At 56.8% G+C, this 15,349-nt stretch carries 13 protein-coding genes; 1 reads left to right on the forward strand and 12 read right to left on the reverse strand.

Annotation, left to right across the window (positions count from 1 at the left end; all coding sequences use genetic code 11):
- Positions 1-34 precede the first annotated feature (34 nt).
- Positions 35-1,243, reverse strand: a complete 1,209-nt coding sequence (locus tag VH86_RS05630; protein ID WP_045832243.1) for an MFS transporter — start codon at positions 1,241-1,243, stop codon at positions 35-37.
- A gap of 92 nt (positions 1,244-1,335) precedes the next feature.
- On the opposite strand from VH86_RS05630, the gene VH86_RS05635 reads away from it, so the two are divergent.
- A complete protein-coding gene (locus tag VH86_RS05635; protein WP_045832200.1) occupies positions 1,336-2,265 on the forward strand; it encodes a LysR family transcriptional regulator in 930 nt (309 codons plus the stop codon).
- A 286-nt stretch (positions 2,266-2,551) separates the two neighbouring features.
- Here VH86_RS05635 and VH86_RS05640 read toward each other — a convergent pair whose 3' ends face one another.
- From VH86_RS05640 to VH86_RS05685, 11 genes are all read right to left on the reverse strand, one after another.
- Complete coding sequence (locus VH86_RS05640; protein ID WP_045832201.1) at positions 2,552-3,049, reverse strand: TIGR00645 family protein; 498 nt, start codon at positions 3,047-3,049, stop codon at positions 2,552-2,554.
- Positions 3,050-3,103: 54 nt separating this feature from the next.
- Positions 3,104-5,779 carry a two-component system sensor histidine kinase KdpD gene (gene kdpD, locus VH86_RS05645; RefSeq protein ID WP_045832202.1) on the reverse strand — a complete coding sequence of 892 codons (2,676 nt, stop codon included), beginning with the start codon at positions 5,777-5,779 and terminating at the stop codon, positions 3,104-3,106.
- A 296-nt stretch (positions 5,780-6,075) separates the two neighbouring features.
- The gene (gene kdpC / locus VH86_RS05650; protein ID WP_045832203.1) at positions 6,076-6,648 is read right to left on the reverse strand and encodes a potassium-transporting ATPase subunit KdpC; all 573 of its coding nucleotides are present in this window, start codon (positions 6,646-6,648) and stop codon (positions 6,076-6,078) included.
- 11 nt (positions 6,649-6,659) lie between these two features.
- Positions 6,660-8,708 carry a potassium-transporting ATPase subunit KdpB gene (gene kdpB, locus VH86_RS05655; RefSeq protein ID WP_045832204.1) on the reverse strand — a complete coding sequence of 683 codons (2,049 nt, stop codon included), beginning with the start codon at positions 8,706-8,708 and terminating at the stop codon, positions 6,660-6,662.
- Between the two features lie 7 nt (positions 8,709-8,715).
- Positions 8,716-10,395, reverse strand: a complete 1,680-nt coding sequence (gene kdpA, locus VH86_RS05660; RefSeq protein ID WP_045832205.1) for a potassium-transporting ATPase subunit KdpA — start codon at positions 10,393-10,395, stop codon at positions 8,716-8,718.
- Positions 10,395-10,484: a K(+)-transporting ATPase subunit F gene (gene kdpF / locus VH86_RS24975; RefSeq protein WP_064511346.1), complete on the reverse strand. Its 90-nt coding sequence runs from the start codon at positions 10,482-10,484 to the stop codon at positions 10,395-10,397. Before kdpF ends, kdpA begins: the two co-directional genes overlap by 1 nt.
- Positions 10,485-10,592: 108 nt before the next feature.
- On the reverse strand, positions 10,593-11,756 hold the full coding sequence (locus VH86_RS05665; protein ID WP_038644209.1) for an HD-GYP domain-containing protein: 1,164 nt from the start codon (positions 11,754-11,756) through the stop codon (positions 10,593-10,595).
- 263 nt (positions 11,757-12,019) lie between these two features.
- Positions 12,020-12,352 carry a HigA family addiction module antitoxin gene (locus tag VH86_RS05670; protein ID WP_038644208.1) on the reverse strand — a complete coding sequence of 111 codons (333 nt, stop codon included), beginning with the start codon at positions 12,350-12,352 and terminating at the stop codon, positions 12,020-12,022.
- A 42-nt stretch (positions 12,353-12,394) separates the two neighbouring features.
- The gene (locus tag VH86_RS05675) at positions 12,395-12,703 is read right to left on the reverse strand and encodes a type II toxin-antitoxin system RelE/ParE family toxin (RefSeq protein WP_045832206.1); all 309 of its coding nucleotides are present in this window, start codon (positions 12,701-12,703) and stop codon (positions 12,395-12,397) included.
- Positions 12,704-12,924: 221 nt separating this feature from the next.
- A complete protein-coding gene (locus VH86_RS05680; protein WP_045832207.1) occupies positions 12,925-13,884 on the reverse strand; it encodes a 2-hydroxyacid dehydrogenase in 960 nt (319 codons plus the stop codon).
- Entirely contained in the window at positions 13,865-15,259 is a 1,395-nt protein-coding gene (locus tag VH86_RS05685) for an MFS transporter (protein WP_038644205.1), read from the reverse strand. The genes VH86_RS05680 and VH86_RS05685 overlap by 20 nt, the downstream gene beginning before the upstream one ends.
- Positions 15,260-15,349: the final 90 nt, after the last annotated feature.

Raw genomic sequence — 15,349 nt, forward strand, 5'->3', positions numbered from 1 at the left:
ACATTCTCCCTTAATCCTGGCACAGGATTGACGATCAGTTTTTCAATTGACGACTCGCCAGACGAATCAGCAACGCAAGCGCAGCGGCAAGTGTGGAGAGCGCCACCACGCCGGTCCAGCCAAAGTGCGCTAACGCCAGGCTTCCGAGTGCCGCACCGGTCGCCATGCCGATAAATACCACGGTAAACATCAGCGCATTCAGTCGGCTACGCGCTTCTGGTGCCAGGCTGTAGACCAATGTCTGATGCGCCACCAGCGTGGCCTGCACGCCTAAATCGAAACCGATGGTGCTGATGATGATCAGGCCAATCTGTGCCGGAACCGGCAACAGTGGCAGCAGGAACATCAGGGCAAAGGACACCATCACCAGCGTGGCGCCATACTGGGTGACACGTGCAGGGCCGATGCGATCCGCCACGCTTCCCGCCAACGGCGCCGCCAGCGCCCCAGCCGCACCCGCCAGACCAAATGCCCCCGCTATTGCACTATCAAAATGGAAGCGTTCACTCAGCATCAGCGCCAGCGTTGACCAGAAAGCGCTGAATGCCACTGACAGCAAACCCTGTGCTATCGCCGCACGGCGCAGCGTCTGGTGATGCTGCCACAGGTGCGCCAGCGACAGCAGCAGACGCGGATAGCTGACAGAAGTGCCCGGTTTGAAGCGCGGCAACACACGCCACAGCGCGAGGCTAATCAACAGCACGGCAACCGCCGCCACCATGTACATGGTGCGCCAGCCCAGATATTCCGCCACCACGCCGCTCACCACGCGTGACAGCAGAATACCGACCAGTAAGCCGGTCATCACCGTGCCAACGGTTTTACCGCGGCTGCGCTCTGGCGCGAGAGCCGCCGAAGCAGGCACGATATCCTGCGCCACGGTAGCAGTTAAACCGGTGACAAAGCTGGCGATGAGTAACGCGTTGATGCCGCCAGAGAAGCCACACAGCAACAGCGCAGCGACCAGCATCAGGCCCTTAATCAGAATAATGGTGCGGCGGTCATGGCGGTCACCGAGCGGTGCCAGCAGCAGAATACCGAGCGCATATCCCGCCTGAGTCAGCATTGGCACCATACCCACGCTGCCGATACCGACGTTAAATTGTTTGCTGATGATATCCAGCATCGGCTGGCTGTAGTAAATCGATGCCACGCTAAGCCCGGCACCTGCAGCAAGCGTGAACACCAGCGGCGCTGGCAGTTTTTCAGCTGGCAATGCAGTAGATTGCGAAATGGCTGACATAGTGGATTCCCCCGTGAAAGTGCGCTTATTAAAGCGCGTCACGGCCATACGCGGTAGACTCATCAATAACAGAACTGTTATGCGTGGTGCGTATGAACAATCCAACCAGTATTGACCGCATTGAATTGATGCAGACCTTTATCCGCATTGTTGAAAGTGGGTCGCTGTCAGCGGCGGCGGCACAGTTGGGCACCACGCAGCCCACCATTAGTCGCCGTTTGCAGGCGCTAGAACAGCGGCTGGGTCTCAAGCTGATTCTGCGTACCACCCACGCACTGAAACTCACCGATGATGGTGAGCGCTGCTATGCCCAGGCGCGACAGTTGCTGGCAACCTGGCATGCGCTGGAAGATGAGCTAACCGGTTCCAACGACGATCCAATCGGTACGCTGCGCGTGCGTGCGCCGCACGCTTTTGGCCAGGACCAGCTGATTGATCCGCTGGTGGCATATCTGCAGCGCTATCCGCGCCTGACAGTGGAGTGGATGCTCAATGACCGCACGCCAGATTTCATCAGCGAAAATGTCGACTGCGCGATTCAGGTTGGCGTGGTGAACGATCCCTCGCTGGTGGCGATTCTGCTGGCTGAGGTCCCACGCTTTGTCGTGGCGGCGCCCTCACTGCTGGCGCAATATCCGCCCGTGGAGGACGTGACTCAACTCCCCGACTTGCCCTGGCTGGCATTAACCAGCTTTTATCGCAACGAGCTGGCGCTACAGCGGCTGAGTGATGCTCAGCCGATGAACCTGGCGATTGCGCCCCGTCTCGCCAGTGACAGTTTATATGCCGTCCGCAAAGCCGCCCTGGCGGGCATGGGCGCCGCGATTATCTCTTCGTGGGTGGTGCAGGAGGATTTGGCGAAAGGAGAGTTGATTCAGTTGGTGCCCGAGTGGCAAGCACCGCCGCTGCCGGTATGGCTCACCTATCCGTGGGCCAGTTATTATCCTGCCAGGATGCGGCATTTTTTCGCGATGATCAGGGAAGTGATGCCGAAACTGGCCGGGGCACAGCCGGTGCGGTGATTGACCAGGTCGCAACATCAACGCGGTGTTTGAACAGGGTGAAATAGCAACGCGGTGATTAACCAGGGCGCGATATTATTACGGTGTCTGACCAGCGCGCCATAAATGCCGCCCCTACGCGGAATGATGCGGATTTTACCAGGGGTGCAGATTTTCGGGGATGATGCTGATTTCTAATAGGGGGCAGATTTTCGGGAATTATGCGAATTTTTCATAGTGTGAAGATTTTCAAGAATTGTGCGGGTTTTTCGTAGGGTGCGCATTGATGCGCACCCGGCACACGACATTACTTCTTCTCAACCTTCGACATATTATCCAGCCAGCCCATCACAAAGGCCGACAGCACAAAGGTCAGGTGGATAATCACGTACCACATCAGCTTGCTGTTCTCGACGTTGCGCGCGTCCATAAAGATGCGCAGCAGGTGGATCGATGAAATCGCCACAATTGAGGCCGCGACTTTGTTCTTCAGCGAGCCGGAATCCATTTTACCCAGCCAGCTCAGCTTCTCTTTGTTCTCATCAATATCCAGCTTAGACACAAAGTTCTCGTAGCCAGAGAGCATCACCATCACCAGCAAGCCGCCGACCAGCGTCATGTCCACCAGCGACAGCAGCAGCAGAATCAGATCGTTCTCGGCGATGCTGAAAATGTTGGGCAACAGGTGAAAAATTTCCTGGAAAAATTTAACGGTCAGCGCCAGCAGCCCCAGCGAAAGTCCAATGTAAACCGGTGCCAGCAACCAGCGCGATGAATACATCAGGTTCTCGATAAAACGTTCCATAATTTCCCATTAATCAACAGACAAGTGGTCGATTATAACCGAACTTGTGTGAAGTTATTTCAGCGGTTCTTCAGAAATTTCAGGGGCCGCTGGCAGCGGTAGTGACAAGCGAAACTCTGCGCCCCCTTGCGGTCGATTTTCCGCCCAGATCCGTCCGCGATGGGATTCAATTATGGTTTTGCTGATCGCCAAACCCAGCCCGACACCGGGCACAGCCGACTCCTTATCACCGCGCGCAAACTTGTCGAAAATACGCGTCATGTTCTCAACGGCGATGCCCGGACCGTTGTCCCACACCGCAATCTCCAGCCGCTCTTTATCACGCCAGGCGCGAATACCGTGCTGCGCGGCGTTACCCGCATATTTGAGGCTGTTCTCAATCAGGTTGGTGAACACGCGCTCTAACATCGCGCTGTCGCCTTTGATCAGTACCAGCTCTGGCGGCAGATCCAGCGCGAAATCATGCCCTTTTAGCGACGGCCCCATACTGCTCAGCGCCCCGCCAATCACTTCATCCAGCGCCACCCACTCTTCGCGCAGGTTAAGACCGCCGGACTGAATACGCGCCATATCCAGCATATTGCTCACCAGCCGAATGGTGCTTAACGTCTGCTCACGAATCTGATTGGCCTGCCCGACATATTTTGAGTCCTCTCCGGCCAAATCCAGCATCAGCATTTCCGCCTGACCGAACAGCACTGTCAGCGGGGTTCGCAGGTCATGTGAAAGTGCTGATAGCAGGGCATTACGCAGTTGCTCACGCTCTGCCGCTAGCCGTGAGGCCGCCTCACTCTGTGACAGCGCCATGCGCTCCAGTGCGTTGGCGATCAACACCGTGAAGGTTTCCACCAGACGCTGCTGTTCGGGAATCATTAGCTGGCGCAGATTCTCTGGCTCAACCACCAATAAACCCCGGCAGTGATTCCCGCTTTTCAACGGCAGAATTTGATACGGCACCGCAGGCAAGGTATCGGTGCCCGCACCCGCGGGTTGCGCTTTGCTAAAGCTCCATTTGGCGATACCGAGATCGGGCGGCGTACCAATACTGCTCTCACCCACCGCCTGTAACTCACCCTTCTCATCCGGCAGCAGCAGTTGGCTGCGTGCCTGCAAAGTGACATCCATCACGCGCTGGCTGGTGGCGGCGATATCCTGCGGCGTGAGCGCGCTGCCGAGCGATTTCGCCATCTCATACAGATGGCGCGCACGCTGTTCACGATAGCGCGCCACTTTAGCCTGATAGCGCACGCCTGCTGTCAGGTTCCCGACGATCACCCCTACAGCCAGCATCACCGCGAAGGTCACCAGATACTGCAAATCCGATACCGCCACGGTGCCGGTGGGGGCGACAAAGAACAGGTCAAAGGCCAGGATGTTGATCACCGTGGCAAACACCGAAGGCCAGCGGCCAAAGCGCAGCGCGACTAACACCACGGCCAACAGATAAATCATCACGCCGTTGGCCGGATCGAACTCCACCAACAGCCAGCGACCCACGGTCGTCACCAGAATGCACAGCGCAATCGCCATCAGGCAGCCGCGCAGATGCAACCGCCACTTATCACTGTTGGCCTGTTTACCGCCCAGCGGATGCGGCGCGTCGCGCACCGGCTCGTCCAGTGCCACCACCAGTAAATCGAGGTCTGGGCCGAGCTGCCCCAAACGCTGAGCAAAGCTATCGCGCCGCCAGCGTCGCTGTGGCTGGCGTCCGGTGACAATTTTGCCGAGGTTGTGCTCACGTGCGTAACGCAGCACGGCACGGGCTTCATCGGGATCAGAGAGCGTGGCCGTTTCCGCACCCAGTTCTTGTGCCAGTTGCAGGGTGCGCAGAATAGCGCGACGACGCGCTTCCGGCAGGCGATTGAGGCGCGGGGTTTCTACATATACCGCATGCCATTCGCTGCCGAGACGGGCGGCTAAACGCGCAGCGGTGCGCACCAGCTTTTCGCTGCCGGTGTCGTCACCGATGCACAGCAAAATAGCGTCGCGCGTGTGCCACACTTTGTCGCGGCCTTGCTGATCGCGCCAGGCACGCATCTGATCGTCAACACGGTCAGCGGTACGGCGCAGCGCCAGTTCGCGTAGGGCAAACAAGTTGCCTTTGCGGAAGAAGTTTTCAATCGCGCGTTCAGCGCGATCGCCGACGTAGACTTTGCCCTCTTTCAGCCGTTGACGCAGATCGTCCGGTGGCAGATCCACCAGTACCACCTCATCGGCGCTATCGAAAAACGGATCGGGTACGGTTTCGCGCACCTGAATGCCCGTCACGCCGCCGACCACATCGTTGAGGCTTTCCAGATGCTGCACGTTGACGGTGGTGATCACGTCGATGCCCGCTTCCAGCAACTCTTCGATGTCCTGCCAACGTTTGGGATGACGCGAACCCTGTACGTTGGTGTGCGCCAACTCGTCCATCAGAATTACTGCCGGGTGGCGTGCCAGTGCCGCATCGAGGTCGAATTCAGCGTGCCGTGAACGCCCAGTGGCACGACGTGGCAAAACCGCCAGGCCGTTGAGCAGCGCAGCGGTTTCTTCACGTCCATGGGTTTCCACTACCCCCGCCAGCACATCAAGGCCTTGCGCACGTAAGCGCTGCGCCTCCTGCAGCATGGCGAAGGTTTTCCCCACGCCCGCACAGGCACCGAAGTAGATTTTCAGCTTACCGCGATGGCTGTCACTGTGATTGAGCAACAGCGCATCGGGGTCCGGGCGGGTGATTTCATCGTTCATTCGTTATCCGTCATACCAACGTGCGACAAATCGCGTTGTCGTCATCGGCGCGCTCATCAAAACGGTCGCCATCAATGACGGCCCTAAAAACTATAGGGTGCGCACTGATGCGCACCTGGTCAAAAAACGCATCGTATTCAATAACGCAATGATGCGCACCTCGTCATAAACAGCAACGTATTCAATGACGCATTGATGCGCACCTCGTCATAAACAGCAACATATTCAATGACGCCTTGAGGCGCACCTCGTTATATACCGCACCGTATTAATGACGCCTTGATGCGTACCGGGTCTTATCCCTGCAGTGCATCCAGCGCCATATTCAGTCGCAGCACGTTCACCCTCTCTTCACCGATAAATGGCAGCAGCGGGCGTTCGGTGTTGCGGGCAATCAACGCTTCCACATCCTTCAGCGCCATATTGCGTGCTGCAGCGATACGGGGTGCCTGCCAAAGTGCGGCTTCCGGCGAAATATCCGGATCAAGTCCACTCGCCGATGCCGTCACCAGCTCAACCGGTACCGCAGCAGGAGCCTGTGGATTGGCGGTGCGCAGCGCAGCCACGCGTTCCGCCACGGCTTTATCCAGCGCCGGATTACTCGCCGCCAGATTGCTACCGCTGGAAGCCAACGCGTTGTAAGGCGTATCGCCGGTGGCCGACGGGCGGCCCCAAAAGTGTCCCGGCTGGCTAAAGGCTTGCCCGATTTGATCGGAGCCGCGCACCGCGCCATCTTGCTCAATCAACGAGCCGTTGGCCTGAGACGGGAACCACCACTGCGCCAAACCCGTGGTCAGCAACGGATAAACCGCGCCGGTTAACAGCGTCAGCAGTATTAACAATACAATAGCCGGACGTAACTGACTCATTTCTCTTCTCCTTAAACCAGGCCAAACAGCGTCAGCAGCAGATCGATGGCTTTAATACCAATAAACGGCACCACAAGTCCGCCCACACCGTAAATCCACAGGTTGCGGCGCAACAGAGCAGCAGCACTCATTGGGCGATAACTCACGCCCTTCAGTGCCAGCGGGATCAGGAACACAATCACCAGCGCGTTAAAGATCACCGCCGACAGAATCGCCGAGTTCGGCGAGTGCAGCGCCATCACGTTCAGCATATTGAGCTGCGGATAGGTCGCGGCAAAGGCGGCCGGAATGATGGCGAAATACTTCGCCACGTCGTTGGCAATACTGAAGGTGGTCAGCGAACCGCGCGTCATCAGCATCTGTTTACCGATGTGCACCACTTCTAGCAGTTTGGTCGGGTTGGAGTCGAGATCGACCATGTTGCCAGCCTCTTTCGCCGCCTGCGTACCCGAGTTCATGGCCACCGCTACATCGGCCTGTGCCAGTGCAGGGGCATCGTTGGTGCCGTCACCCGTCATCGCCACCAGGCGCCCTTCTGCCTGATACTGGCGAATCAACGCCAGCTTGGCTTCCGGTGTCGCTTCCGAAAGAAAATCATCCACGCCTGCTTCTGCCGCAATCGCCGCCGCCGTCAGGGGGTTATCCCCGGTGATCATCACGGTTTTGATGCCCATCTTGCGCAGTTCAGCGAAGCGCTCTTTGATACCGCCTTTCACAATATCTTTCAGCGCCACCACGCCCAGCACCTGCGCCCCTTCAGCCACCACCAGCGGTGTGCCCCCGGCACGCGCCACTTCTTCCACGCTGGCGTTAACTTCAGCCGGGAAACGACCGTGATTGGCTTCGATATGGCGACGAACGGCATCAACGGCGCCTTTACGGATCAGGCGGTCTTGCACATTGACGCCGCTCATGCGCGTTTGTGCTGAGAACGGAATAAAGCTGGCCCCCATGCTGCTGAGATCGCGTTCGCGCAGGTTAAATTTTTGCTTCGCCAGCACCACGATACTGCGCCCTTCCGGGGTTTCATCCGCCAGCGAGGCCAGCTGCGCGGCGTCCGCTAACTGCTGCTCGGTGATGCCAGGTGCAGGCATAAACTGCGTCGCCTGGCGGTTACCCAGCGTGATGGTGCCGGTCTTATCCAGCATCAACACATCCACGTCACCCGCCGCTTCCACTGCACGACCGCTGGTGGCGATAACGTTAGCGCCCAGCATGCGGCTCATCCCCGCCACGCCGATCGCCGACAGCAAGCCGCCGATGGTGGTTGGAATCAGGCACACCAGCAGCGCCACCAGCACCGTCACGCTCACTGGCGTACCGCCATAAGCGGAGAACGGCCACAAGGTTGCGGTTGCCAGCAGGAACACGATGGTCAGCGACACCAGCAAAATGGTTAGCGCAATTTCGTTGGGTGTTTTACGGCGTTTGGCGCCCTCCACCATGGCGATCATGCGATCAAGGAAGGTTTCGCCTGGATTGACGCTGCACTGAATCACCAGCCAGTCAGAAAGAATGCGCGTACCGCCGGTGACCGACGAAAAATCGCCGCCGGATTCGCGGATCACCGGAGCCGATTCACCGGTAATCGCACTCTCATCCACTGAAGCACCCCCCTCCAGCACTTCACCGTCGCACGGGATGATGTCACCGGCTTCCACCAGTACCACATCGCCTTTTCGCAGTGTGTCGGCCGCCACGTTGTGCCACTGGGCACCGTGGCGCGGCTCAGCCAGTTTTTTCGCATCGCTGGTTTTGCTGATGCCTTTCAGACTGTTGGCCTGCGCCTTACTGCGCCCTTCCGCCAGCGCTTCGGCGAAGTTGGCAAACAGCACGGTGAACCACAGCCAGATGGCAACCCCTGCGGTAAATCCGGCATTGCCGCTCAGATGGCCGGTGAGCATCCCGATAGCCAGCAGCGAGGTCAGCACGCTGCCCAGCCACACCAGGAACATCACCGGATTGCGAAACTGTACGCGCGGGTCGAGTTTTTTCACCGCATCGATCATGGCGGTGCGCGTTAACGCCGCATCAAACAGCGCCAGTTGTTGATGACTCATGATTCCGTTATCCCTGAATTAATTGCAGATGTTCCGCCACTGGGCCGAGTGCCAGCGCGGGGATAAAGGTCAACGCCCCCACCAGCAACACGGTGCCAATCAGCAGCGCGATAAACAGTGGGCCGTGGGTCGGCAGCGTACCGTTACCCACCGGCTGGATTTTCTTCACCGCCAGCGAACCGGCTATCGCCATCACCGGGATGATGATGCCGAAGCGCCCGATCAACATGCAGAAGGCCAGCAACAGGTTCCAGAATGGCGTGTTAGCGCTTAAGCCAGCAAAGGCACTGCCGTTGTTGTTAGATGCAGACGAAACGGCATAGAGCACTTCACTGAAGCCATGAATGCCGGGGTTAGCCATGCCGGCGCGGCCGGCATCGGTCATCATGGCCAGTGCGGTCCCCAGCAGTACCAGGGTCGGCGTCACCAGAATCGCCAGTGCGGTCATTTTCATCTCCCACACGTCGATCTTTTTACCCATGTACTCAGGTGTGCGACCAATCATCAGACCGGCAATAAATACGCCGAGCAGCACAAACAGCAGCATGCCGTACAACCCGGCACCCACGCCGCCGAACACCACTTCACCCAGCTGCATCAGCCACATCGGCACCATTCCGCCGAGGGCGGTGAAGGAATCATGCATGGCGTTCACCGCGCCACACGATGCAGCGGTGGTGATTACCGCAAACAGGCTGGAGTTGAGGATGCCAAAGCGCGTCTCTTTGCCCTCCATATTGATGGCGCTGTCCGCCCCTAACGTCAGGAAGTGCGGGTTACCGCGCAGCTCCGCCCACATCACGGTCACCACTGCCAGCACAAACATGATGGTCATCGCCCACAGCAGCATATGGCCCTGACGACGGTCGCCCAGATGCTGACCAAAGGTGAAGCACAGCGCAGCGGGGATCAGGAAGATACTCAGCATCTGCACAAAGTTGGTCAGCGCGGTCGGGTTCTCAAACGGATGAGCCGAGTTAACGTTGAAGAAGCCCCCGCCGTTAGTGCCCAGCATTTTAATCGCTTCCTGCGAGGCCACCGGACCGAGCGGCAGCGTTTGCTGTGCCCCTTCCAGCGTGGTGAGTGCGTGGTATGGCTCAAACGTCTGGATGCTGCCCTGATAAACGAAGAACAGCGCCATCAACAGGCTGATCGGCAATAATACATAGACGGTGATGCGCGTCAGGTCGCGCCAGGCGTTACCCAGCGTAGCCAGTGAGCGATTGGCAAACCCACGAATCAGCGCAAAGGCCACCGCGATACCGGTCGCCGCCGACAGGAAGTTTTGCACCGTGAGGCCCGCCATCTGGCTAAAGTAGCTCACCGTGCTTTCGCCGGCGTAGGCTTGCCAGTTGGTGTTAGTGACAAAACTGATGGCGGTGTTCAGCGCCAGATCCCAGCTCAGATTAGGCAGGTGTTGCGGGTTCAGTGGCAACGATCCTTGCAGCATCAAAATAGCCAGTAGCAACAAGAAACCCAACGCATTGAACAGCAGAATCGCCAGCAGATAGTGCGGCCAGCGCATCGCGCCGTTTTCTACGCCCGCCAGCCGCCACAGCGCCCGCTCGGTTCGCGGCAGCAGCGGTTTGTCGGCCACCAGCACCGCAAGAAAACGCCCCAGCGGTTGTGCCAGCACCATCAGCACCAGCAGGAACACCGCAATCAGTAAAAACGCATTCGCAGCCATCAGAATGCCTCCGCATTAAGCAGGGCATAAATCAGGTAGCCCAACAAGATAAACACCAGCACGATGCCGGTAATCACGCCCACGCTCACAGCAACCTCCAGAGGATTTGGTAGTGCTGCAAGCATGCGCGGCGCGGCATAAAGAAGGGGTAAAAAGGCGGGAATCCGGCGTAAAGAAAGTATAAAAATGCAGTCGAATTAGGCGGTTTCCAGTGCCCAGATACGATTGAGGTCGATGTTCTGCCACAGGCTATTGTCTTCGGCCCCCGTGATACTGTCGGTGCAGAACGAATCCCCGAGATCCAGCTCTTCAGGTTTCACTTCACGTTGCGCGTGTAAAGACCAGAACACATGCACTTTGGGTTTCAGCAATGATTTTTCGCCAGCCTGCACCACCAGCGCCACGCGCCCGGATGCCAGTCGCACCAGCGATCCCACTGGATAAATGCCAATGGTGCGCACAAAGGCGTGCAATAGCGTGTTATCGAAATGGCCGCGCCAGCTCAGCATGTTGTGCATCGCCTCGGCGGGCGTCCAGCCTTTGCGGTAAGGACGATTAGAGGTGACAGCATCATAGACATCGCACACCGCGGCCATGCGGGAAAACAGCGAGATCTCTTCCCCTTTCTGGCCATGCGGATAACCACTACCGTCAAATTTCTCATGATGATGCAGCGCGATATCCAGCAGGTCTTCGCCCGCATCGGCCTCCATGAGCATCTGCGCACCAACAATCGGGTGCTGACGCATAACGGTAAACTCTTCTTCAGTGAGCTTGCCGGGTTTGTTGAGGATTTCAAGCGGCACCGCCGATTTCCCCACATCATGGAGCAATCCGCCCATGCCTACACGCCGCTGCTGGTGCTCATCAAGCCCCATTTTTTTACCCAACGAGATCATCAAACCGCACACTGCCATGGAGTGCAAATAGGTGTAATCGTCGTGATTTTTCAGCCGCGCCACGCTAAGCAGTGCCGTCGGTTCACGGGTAATCGACCCGGCAATATCGTCCACCAGATCCATCGTATAGTCGAGATCCAGCCCCTGCCCCATACGGGCTTCGTTAAACATCGCCAGTACCTGCGGCTTGCCCTGATTAAAGATGGTTTGCGCCTGGTCCAGCTCTTTAAAAAAGGGGGTTTGCGGAATGGCTTTCTTCGGCGCAGGCTTTGCAGGTGCCTGCACCGACTTATCGAGATCGATCCAGATTTGCTGGATCCCTTCATTGCGGATCATCGCGATCTGGCGTTTATCGGTGATCAGCATTTGGTTGCGAATGCGTTTGTCCTTGAGCCACCAAACCTCCAGTTTGTGGATGAACATTCCCTGCCGCAGTTCGTCAACGTTAATCAGCTTTATCACGATATCGCTCCTTAATATCAGTGGATGGTAAGGAGAGGTATCGGCAGCTGAGCAAATAATCTTCAGGAGTGATTTGTGCGATCTTTCGCGGTGTGATTTATCGCTCATATCTCGAGCGACCGTTCAGGAGATGGATGGCCGAAAAACTCAGCGAGCGGTGGCGGCACTATTCATCGTGCATGTTTACAGCCGCAGAGCTGCTGACAGATACGCAATAAATTGCGCCGCTACGCTTTTCTGTATGGGTTTAGGGTTATAAATCGTCAGGCAACCTGCATACCGCGCTGTGCCATAAAAGTGCTTAGCGGGATGACACGGCTTAACTCTTCCTGCGTGCGGGCATCATTTTCAACTTCCCATTGGTCCTGATAACGCTGGAGGTTGAGCCAGAAATCAACGGAAGTATCAAAAACGGCCGCTAAACGGTATGCCATTTCTGTAGTCAGTTTGCGATTGTTATTGACCATCGCACTGGCGGTGTTCCTGTGTACATTCAGCATCTCAGCTAAATCATTCACTTTGAGATGAAGGGGTTCGAGGAACTCATACTGCAGCACATCACCAACACTGGTGGGCTTACGTTTTGCCTGATTCATTTTTGTGTCTCTTTGCTGGTAATTTTCGACCACAAGCAGTGGTTATCGGTGGTTTTTATAAGAATGCGGATCGAGATAAAGATCGCTGGCTTCGCCATTCATCCAGCTAAATATGAGTCGATATTGCTCATTAACGCGGATGGAGTAATACCCCAGCAAAGGAGGCTTTAGGGCTTCAAAACGATTTCCGGGCGGCGAGCGCAGGTCACGATGCGTTTTAGCGGCATTGATGATATCGAGCTTACGCGCGAGCGCGGATTCAATTGTTTTGGGGAGGCACCTGTGTGGTAAGGCATAAATAAAAAATTGCTCAAGCCAATCATCCCGAAAATGTCTAATTGCACCCTTCATATGCTTCCCTGCCTGAAAATTAAATCAGGCAGGCAAGTTAACGCCGAAATGCACAATATCAAAGTGCAATATTTAACATATTATGAAGTATTCTAGCGAGATTACAAAATTATTTTGAGATTCAAGAAAACTTCATATGAACTGTGAGCAACTTAGCATTGTGCAGCCGCTACGTTTGCCTGTATGCATCGGTAACGGCGCTATTTATCATGCAGCAGAAGCTATACCACCCGCGTCAATACCGCTTCACCCTGCGAGAACGCCAGCAGGTTTTCAAACACCAGATCCGCCATCGCGGCCATGGTTTCATGGGTGCTGCTGGCGAGATGCGGAGTGATCACCACATCATCACGCTTTAGCAGTGCGGCAGGCACCGCCGGTTCGTGCTCGAACACATCCAAACCGGCACCCGCAATCTCACCGACTTCAAGCGCCGCAATCAACGCCTGCTCATCCACCACGCTGCCGCGCGCAATGTTAATCAAAAAACCTTGTGGCCCCAGCGCACGCAGCACCTCAGCATTGACCAGGTGATGCGTCGATGCGCCACCCGGCAGCGTCAATACCAGGAAATCCGCCTGCTTTGCCAGTGATAGCAGCGAGTCATGTCGCGTGTAAGGCACATCCGGGCGCGAGCGCGGGTTGTAAAAATGCACTTCCATATCAAACGCCTGCGCGCGCTTCGCCAACTGTTTACCAATACCGCCTAGCCCCACAATTCCGCACACTTTCCCGCCGACTTTCGTTGTCAGCGGATAACGTCCTTTCGTTTGCCAGTTACCGGCGCGCACATAACGATCCGATGCGCTGATGCGGCGCGCCACATCCAGCAGCAGCGCCATGCCGGTATCGGCCACGCAACTGTTGAGCACGCCTGGCGTGTTAGTCACCACAATGCCACGCGCTTCGGCAGCCGCGATATCAATGGCGTCGTAGCCGACACCATTACTGCAAATCACTTTCAGATTGGGCAAACGCGCCAGCAATTCTGCATTGGCACCCATTAGCGCATTACCGCTGGTCACCAGTGCATCGATGCTGGCACCGTGTTCTGCCAGCCAGGCCGCCTGGTCTTCCTGCTGCCACAGGCGCGAGGTAGTGAAATGCGCGTCGAGATTATCCTGCAGCCGCTGCGGCAACAGCGGCCCTTTCAGCAGCACGTTAAACGGCTTTGATCCCATCTTGTTTCCCCTGAGTTTCGTAGGATGTTGCAGACGAATCCTGCTCGTCGCCGACACGTTCAATCGGGCCCATGACCAGCAGGAACAGCAGCGCCGCGACAATGCAATGCGCGCCAACGAACACCAATCCAATACTGTAGCTACCGGTCACACCAACGATGATGCCAAACAGCAGTGGCGTGATAAATCCGGCCATATTCCCGATACCATTAAAGATCGCGCCCGCCAGACCCACAGCTTCTTTCGGTGCGGTATCGCTAACAATCGTCCAGGTTCCCGCGCCCGCCGCTACGCCTTTGCCAAAGAAGGCAAACGACATAATGGCGATAATGCCGGCATTGGTCGGGATCACGGCTGCCAGAATCAGCGAGGCGGCCATCAGCATGCCGACGATATAGGGCGTTTTGCGCGCCCACGACAGGCTCCAGCCGTTAGCCAGCAATTTGTCAGAGATGTAACCGCCGCTGATGCCACCAAGGAAGCCAAACAGCGCCGGTGCAATGGTGGCAAAGCCCGCTTCCATGATGTTCATGCCGCGTGCCTGCACCAGGTAAATCGGGAACCAGGTGATAAAGAAGTAGCTGAGCGCAATGATGCAGTACTGCCCGATATAGGCGCACCACAGCATGCGATTGCTGAGCAAGGTCTTGAACATCGCTTTGCTCAGCGGTGGGCGGGCTTTCAGCGTTTGCGCTGAATCGATATCCACCAGCGCACCGCCTTCCTCAATATATTTCAACTCTGCGGCTGACACATGCGGATGCTGTTTTGGGCTGCGCATATACCAACCCCACACAAACACCGCCAGCACGCCAATGCCTCCCAGCACAAAGAACGGCCACTCCCAACCGAAGCGAGACACCAGCCAGCCGGAGAGCGGCGAGAAGATGGCAACGGCAAAATACTGCGCTGAGGCAAACAGCGATGAGGCTCGGCCACGTTCGGCGCCGGGGAACCACATGATCACCGCACGGGCATTGGCCGGAAAACTCGGCGCTTCAATCAGGCCGAGCGCGAAGCGCAGCGCAAACATCAACACCAGCGCCATGGTCATGCCGTTGGAAAATTCGCCAATAAAGCCCATCAAAATGGTAGAAACCGACCACAGCGCCAGCGTCACGCCGTAGACTTTTTTAGTGCCGAAGCGGTCAAGGAATATCCCACCGGGGATCTGACCGATCACATACGCCCAGCTGAACGCCGAGAGGATCAGGCCAAGCTGGATCGCCGACAGACCAAACTCCTCTTTGATCGCCGATCCGGAGATCGACAAGATCGAACGATCGGCATACGCCACCACGGACAGAAACAGGATCAGACAGAGGATCCAGATACGCACATGGCTGTTCTCATTGCGGTTTTTACTTAGTAACATGGCTGAACCCCTTGATGAAGGAGCGTCCTGCTCCGAAGCGATGATGTTCAGGAATACCGCTTAAATTTCACTGTTCAGCAACTATAGAGA

The sequence above is a fragment of the Pantoea sp. BL1 genome (genome assembly GCF_000963985.1).
Lineage (GTDB): Bacteria > Pseudomonadota > Gammaproteobacteria > Enterobacterales > Enterobacteriaceae > Pantoea > Pantoea rwandensis_B.

What these genes read in the sequence shown, in the direction of transcription:
- VH86_RS05630 (WP_045832243.1), bottom strand. Translation starts at nt 1,243, where the DNA reads ATGTCAGCCATTTCGCAATCTACTGCATTGCCAGCTGAAAAACTGCCA.
- VH86_RS05635 (WP_045832200.1), top strand. Translation starts at nt 1,336, where the DNA reads ATGAACAATCCAACCAGTATTGACCGCATTGAATTGATGCAGACCTTT.
- VH86_RS05640 (WP_045832201.1), bottom strand. Translation starts at nt 3,049, where the DNA reads ATGGAACGTTTTATCGAGAACCTGATGTATTCATCGCGCTGGTTGCTG.
- kdpD (WP_045832202.1), bottom strand. Translation starts at nt 5,779, where the DNA reads ATGAACGATGAAATCACCCGCCCGGACCCCGATGCGCTGTTGCTCAAT.
- kdpC (WP_045832203.1), bottom strand. Translation starts at nt 6,648, where the DNA reads ATGAGTCAGTTACGTCCGGCTATTGTATTGTTAATACTGCTGACGCTG.
- kdpB (WP_045832204.1), bottom strand. Translation starts at nt 8,708, where the DNA reads ATGAGTCATCAACAACTGGCGCTGTTTGATGCGGCGTTAACGCGCACC.
- kdpA (WP_045832205.1), bottom strand. Translation starts at nt 10,395, where the DNA reads ATGGCTGCGAATGCGTTTTTACTGATTGCGGTGTTCCTGCTGGTGCTG.
- VH86_RS05670 (WP_038644208.1), bottom strand. Translation starts at nt 12,352, where the DNA reads ATGAATCAGGCAAAACGTAAGCCCACCAGTGTTGGTGATGTGCTGCAG.
- VH86_RS05675 (WP_045832206.1), bottom strand. Translation starts at nt 12,703, where the DNA reads ATGAAGGGTGCAATTAGACATTTTCGGGATGATTGGCTTGAGCAATTT.
- VH86_RS05680 (WP_045832207.1), bottom strand. Translation starts at nt 13,884, where the DNA reads ATGGGATCAAAGCCGTTTAACGTGCTGCTGAAAGGGCCGCTGTTGCCG.
- VH86_RS05685 (WP_038644205.1), bottom strand. Translation starts at nt 15,259, where the DNA reads ATGTTACTAAGTAAAAACCGCAATGAGAACAGCCATGTGCGTATCTGG.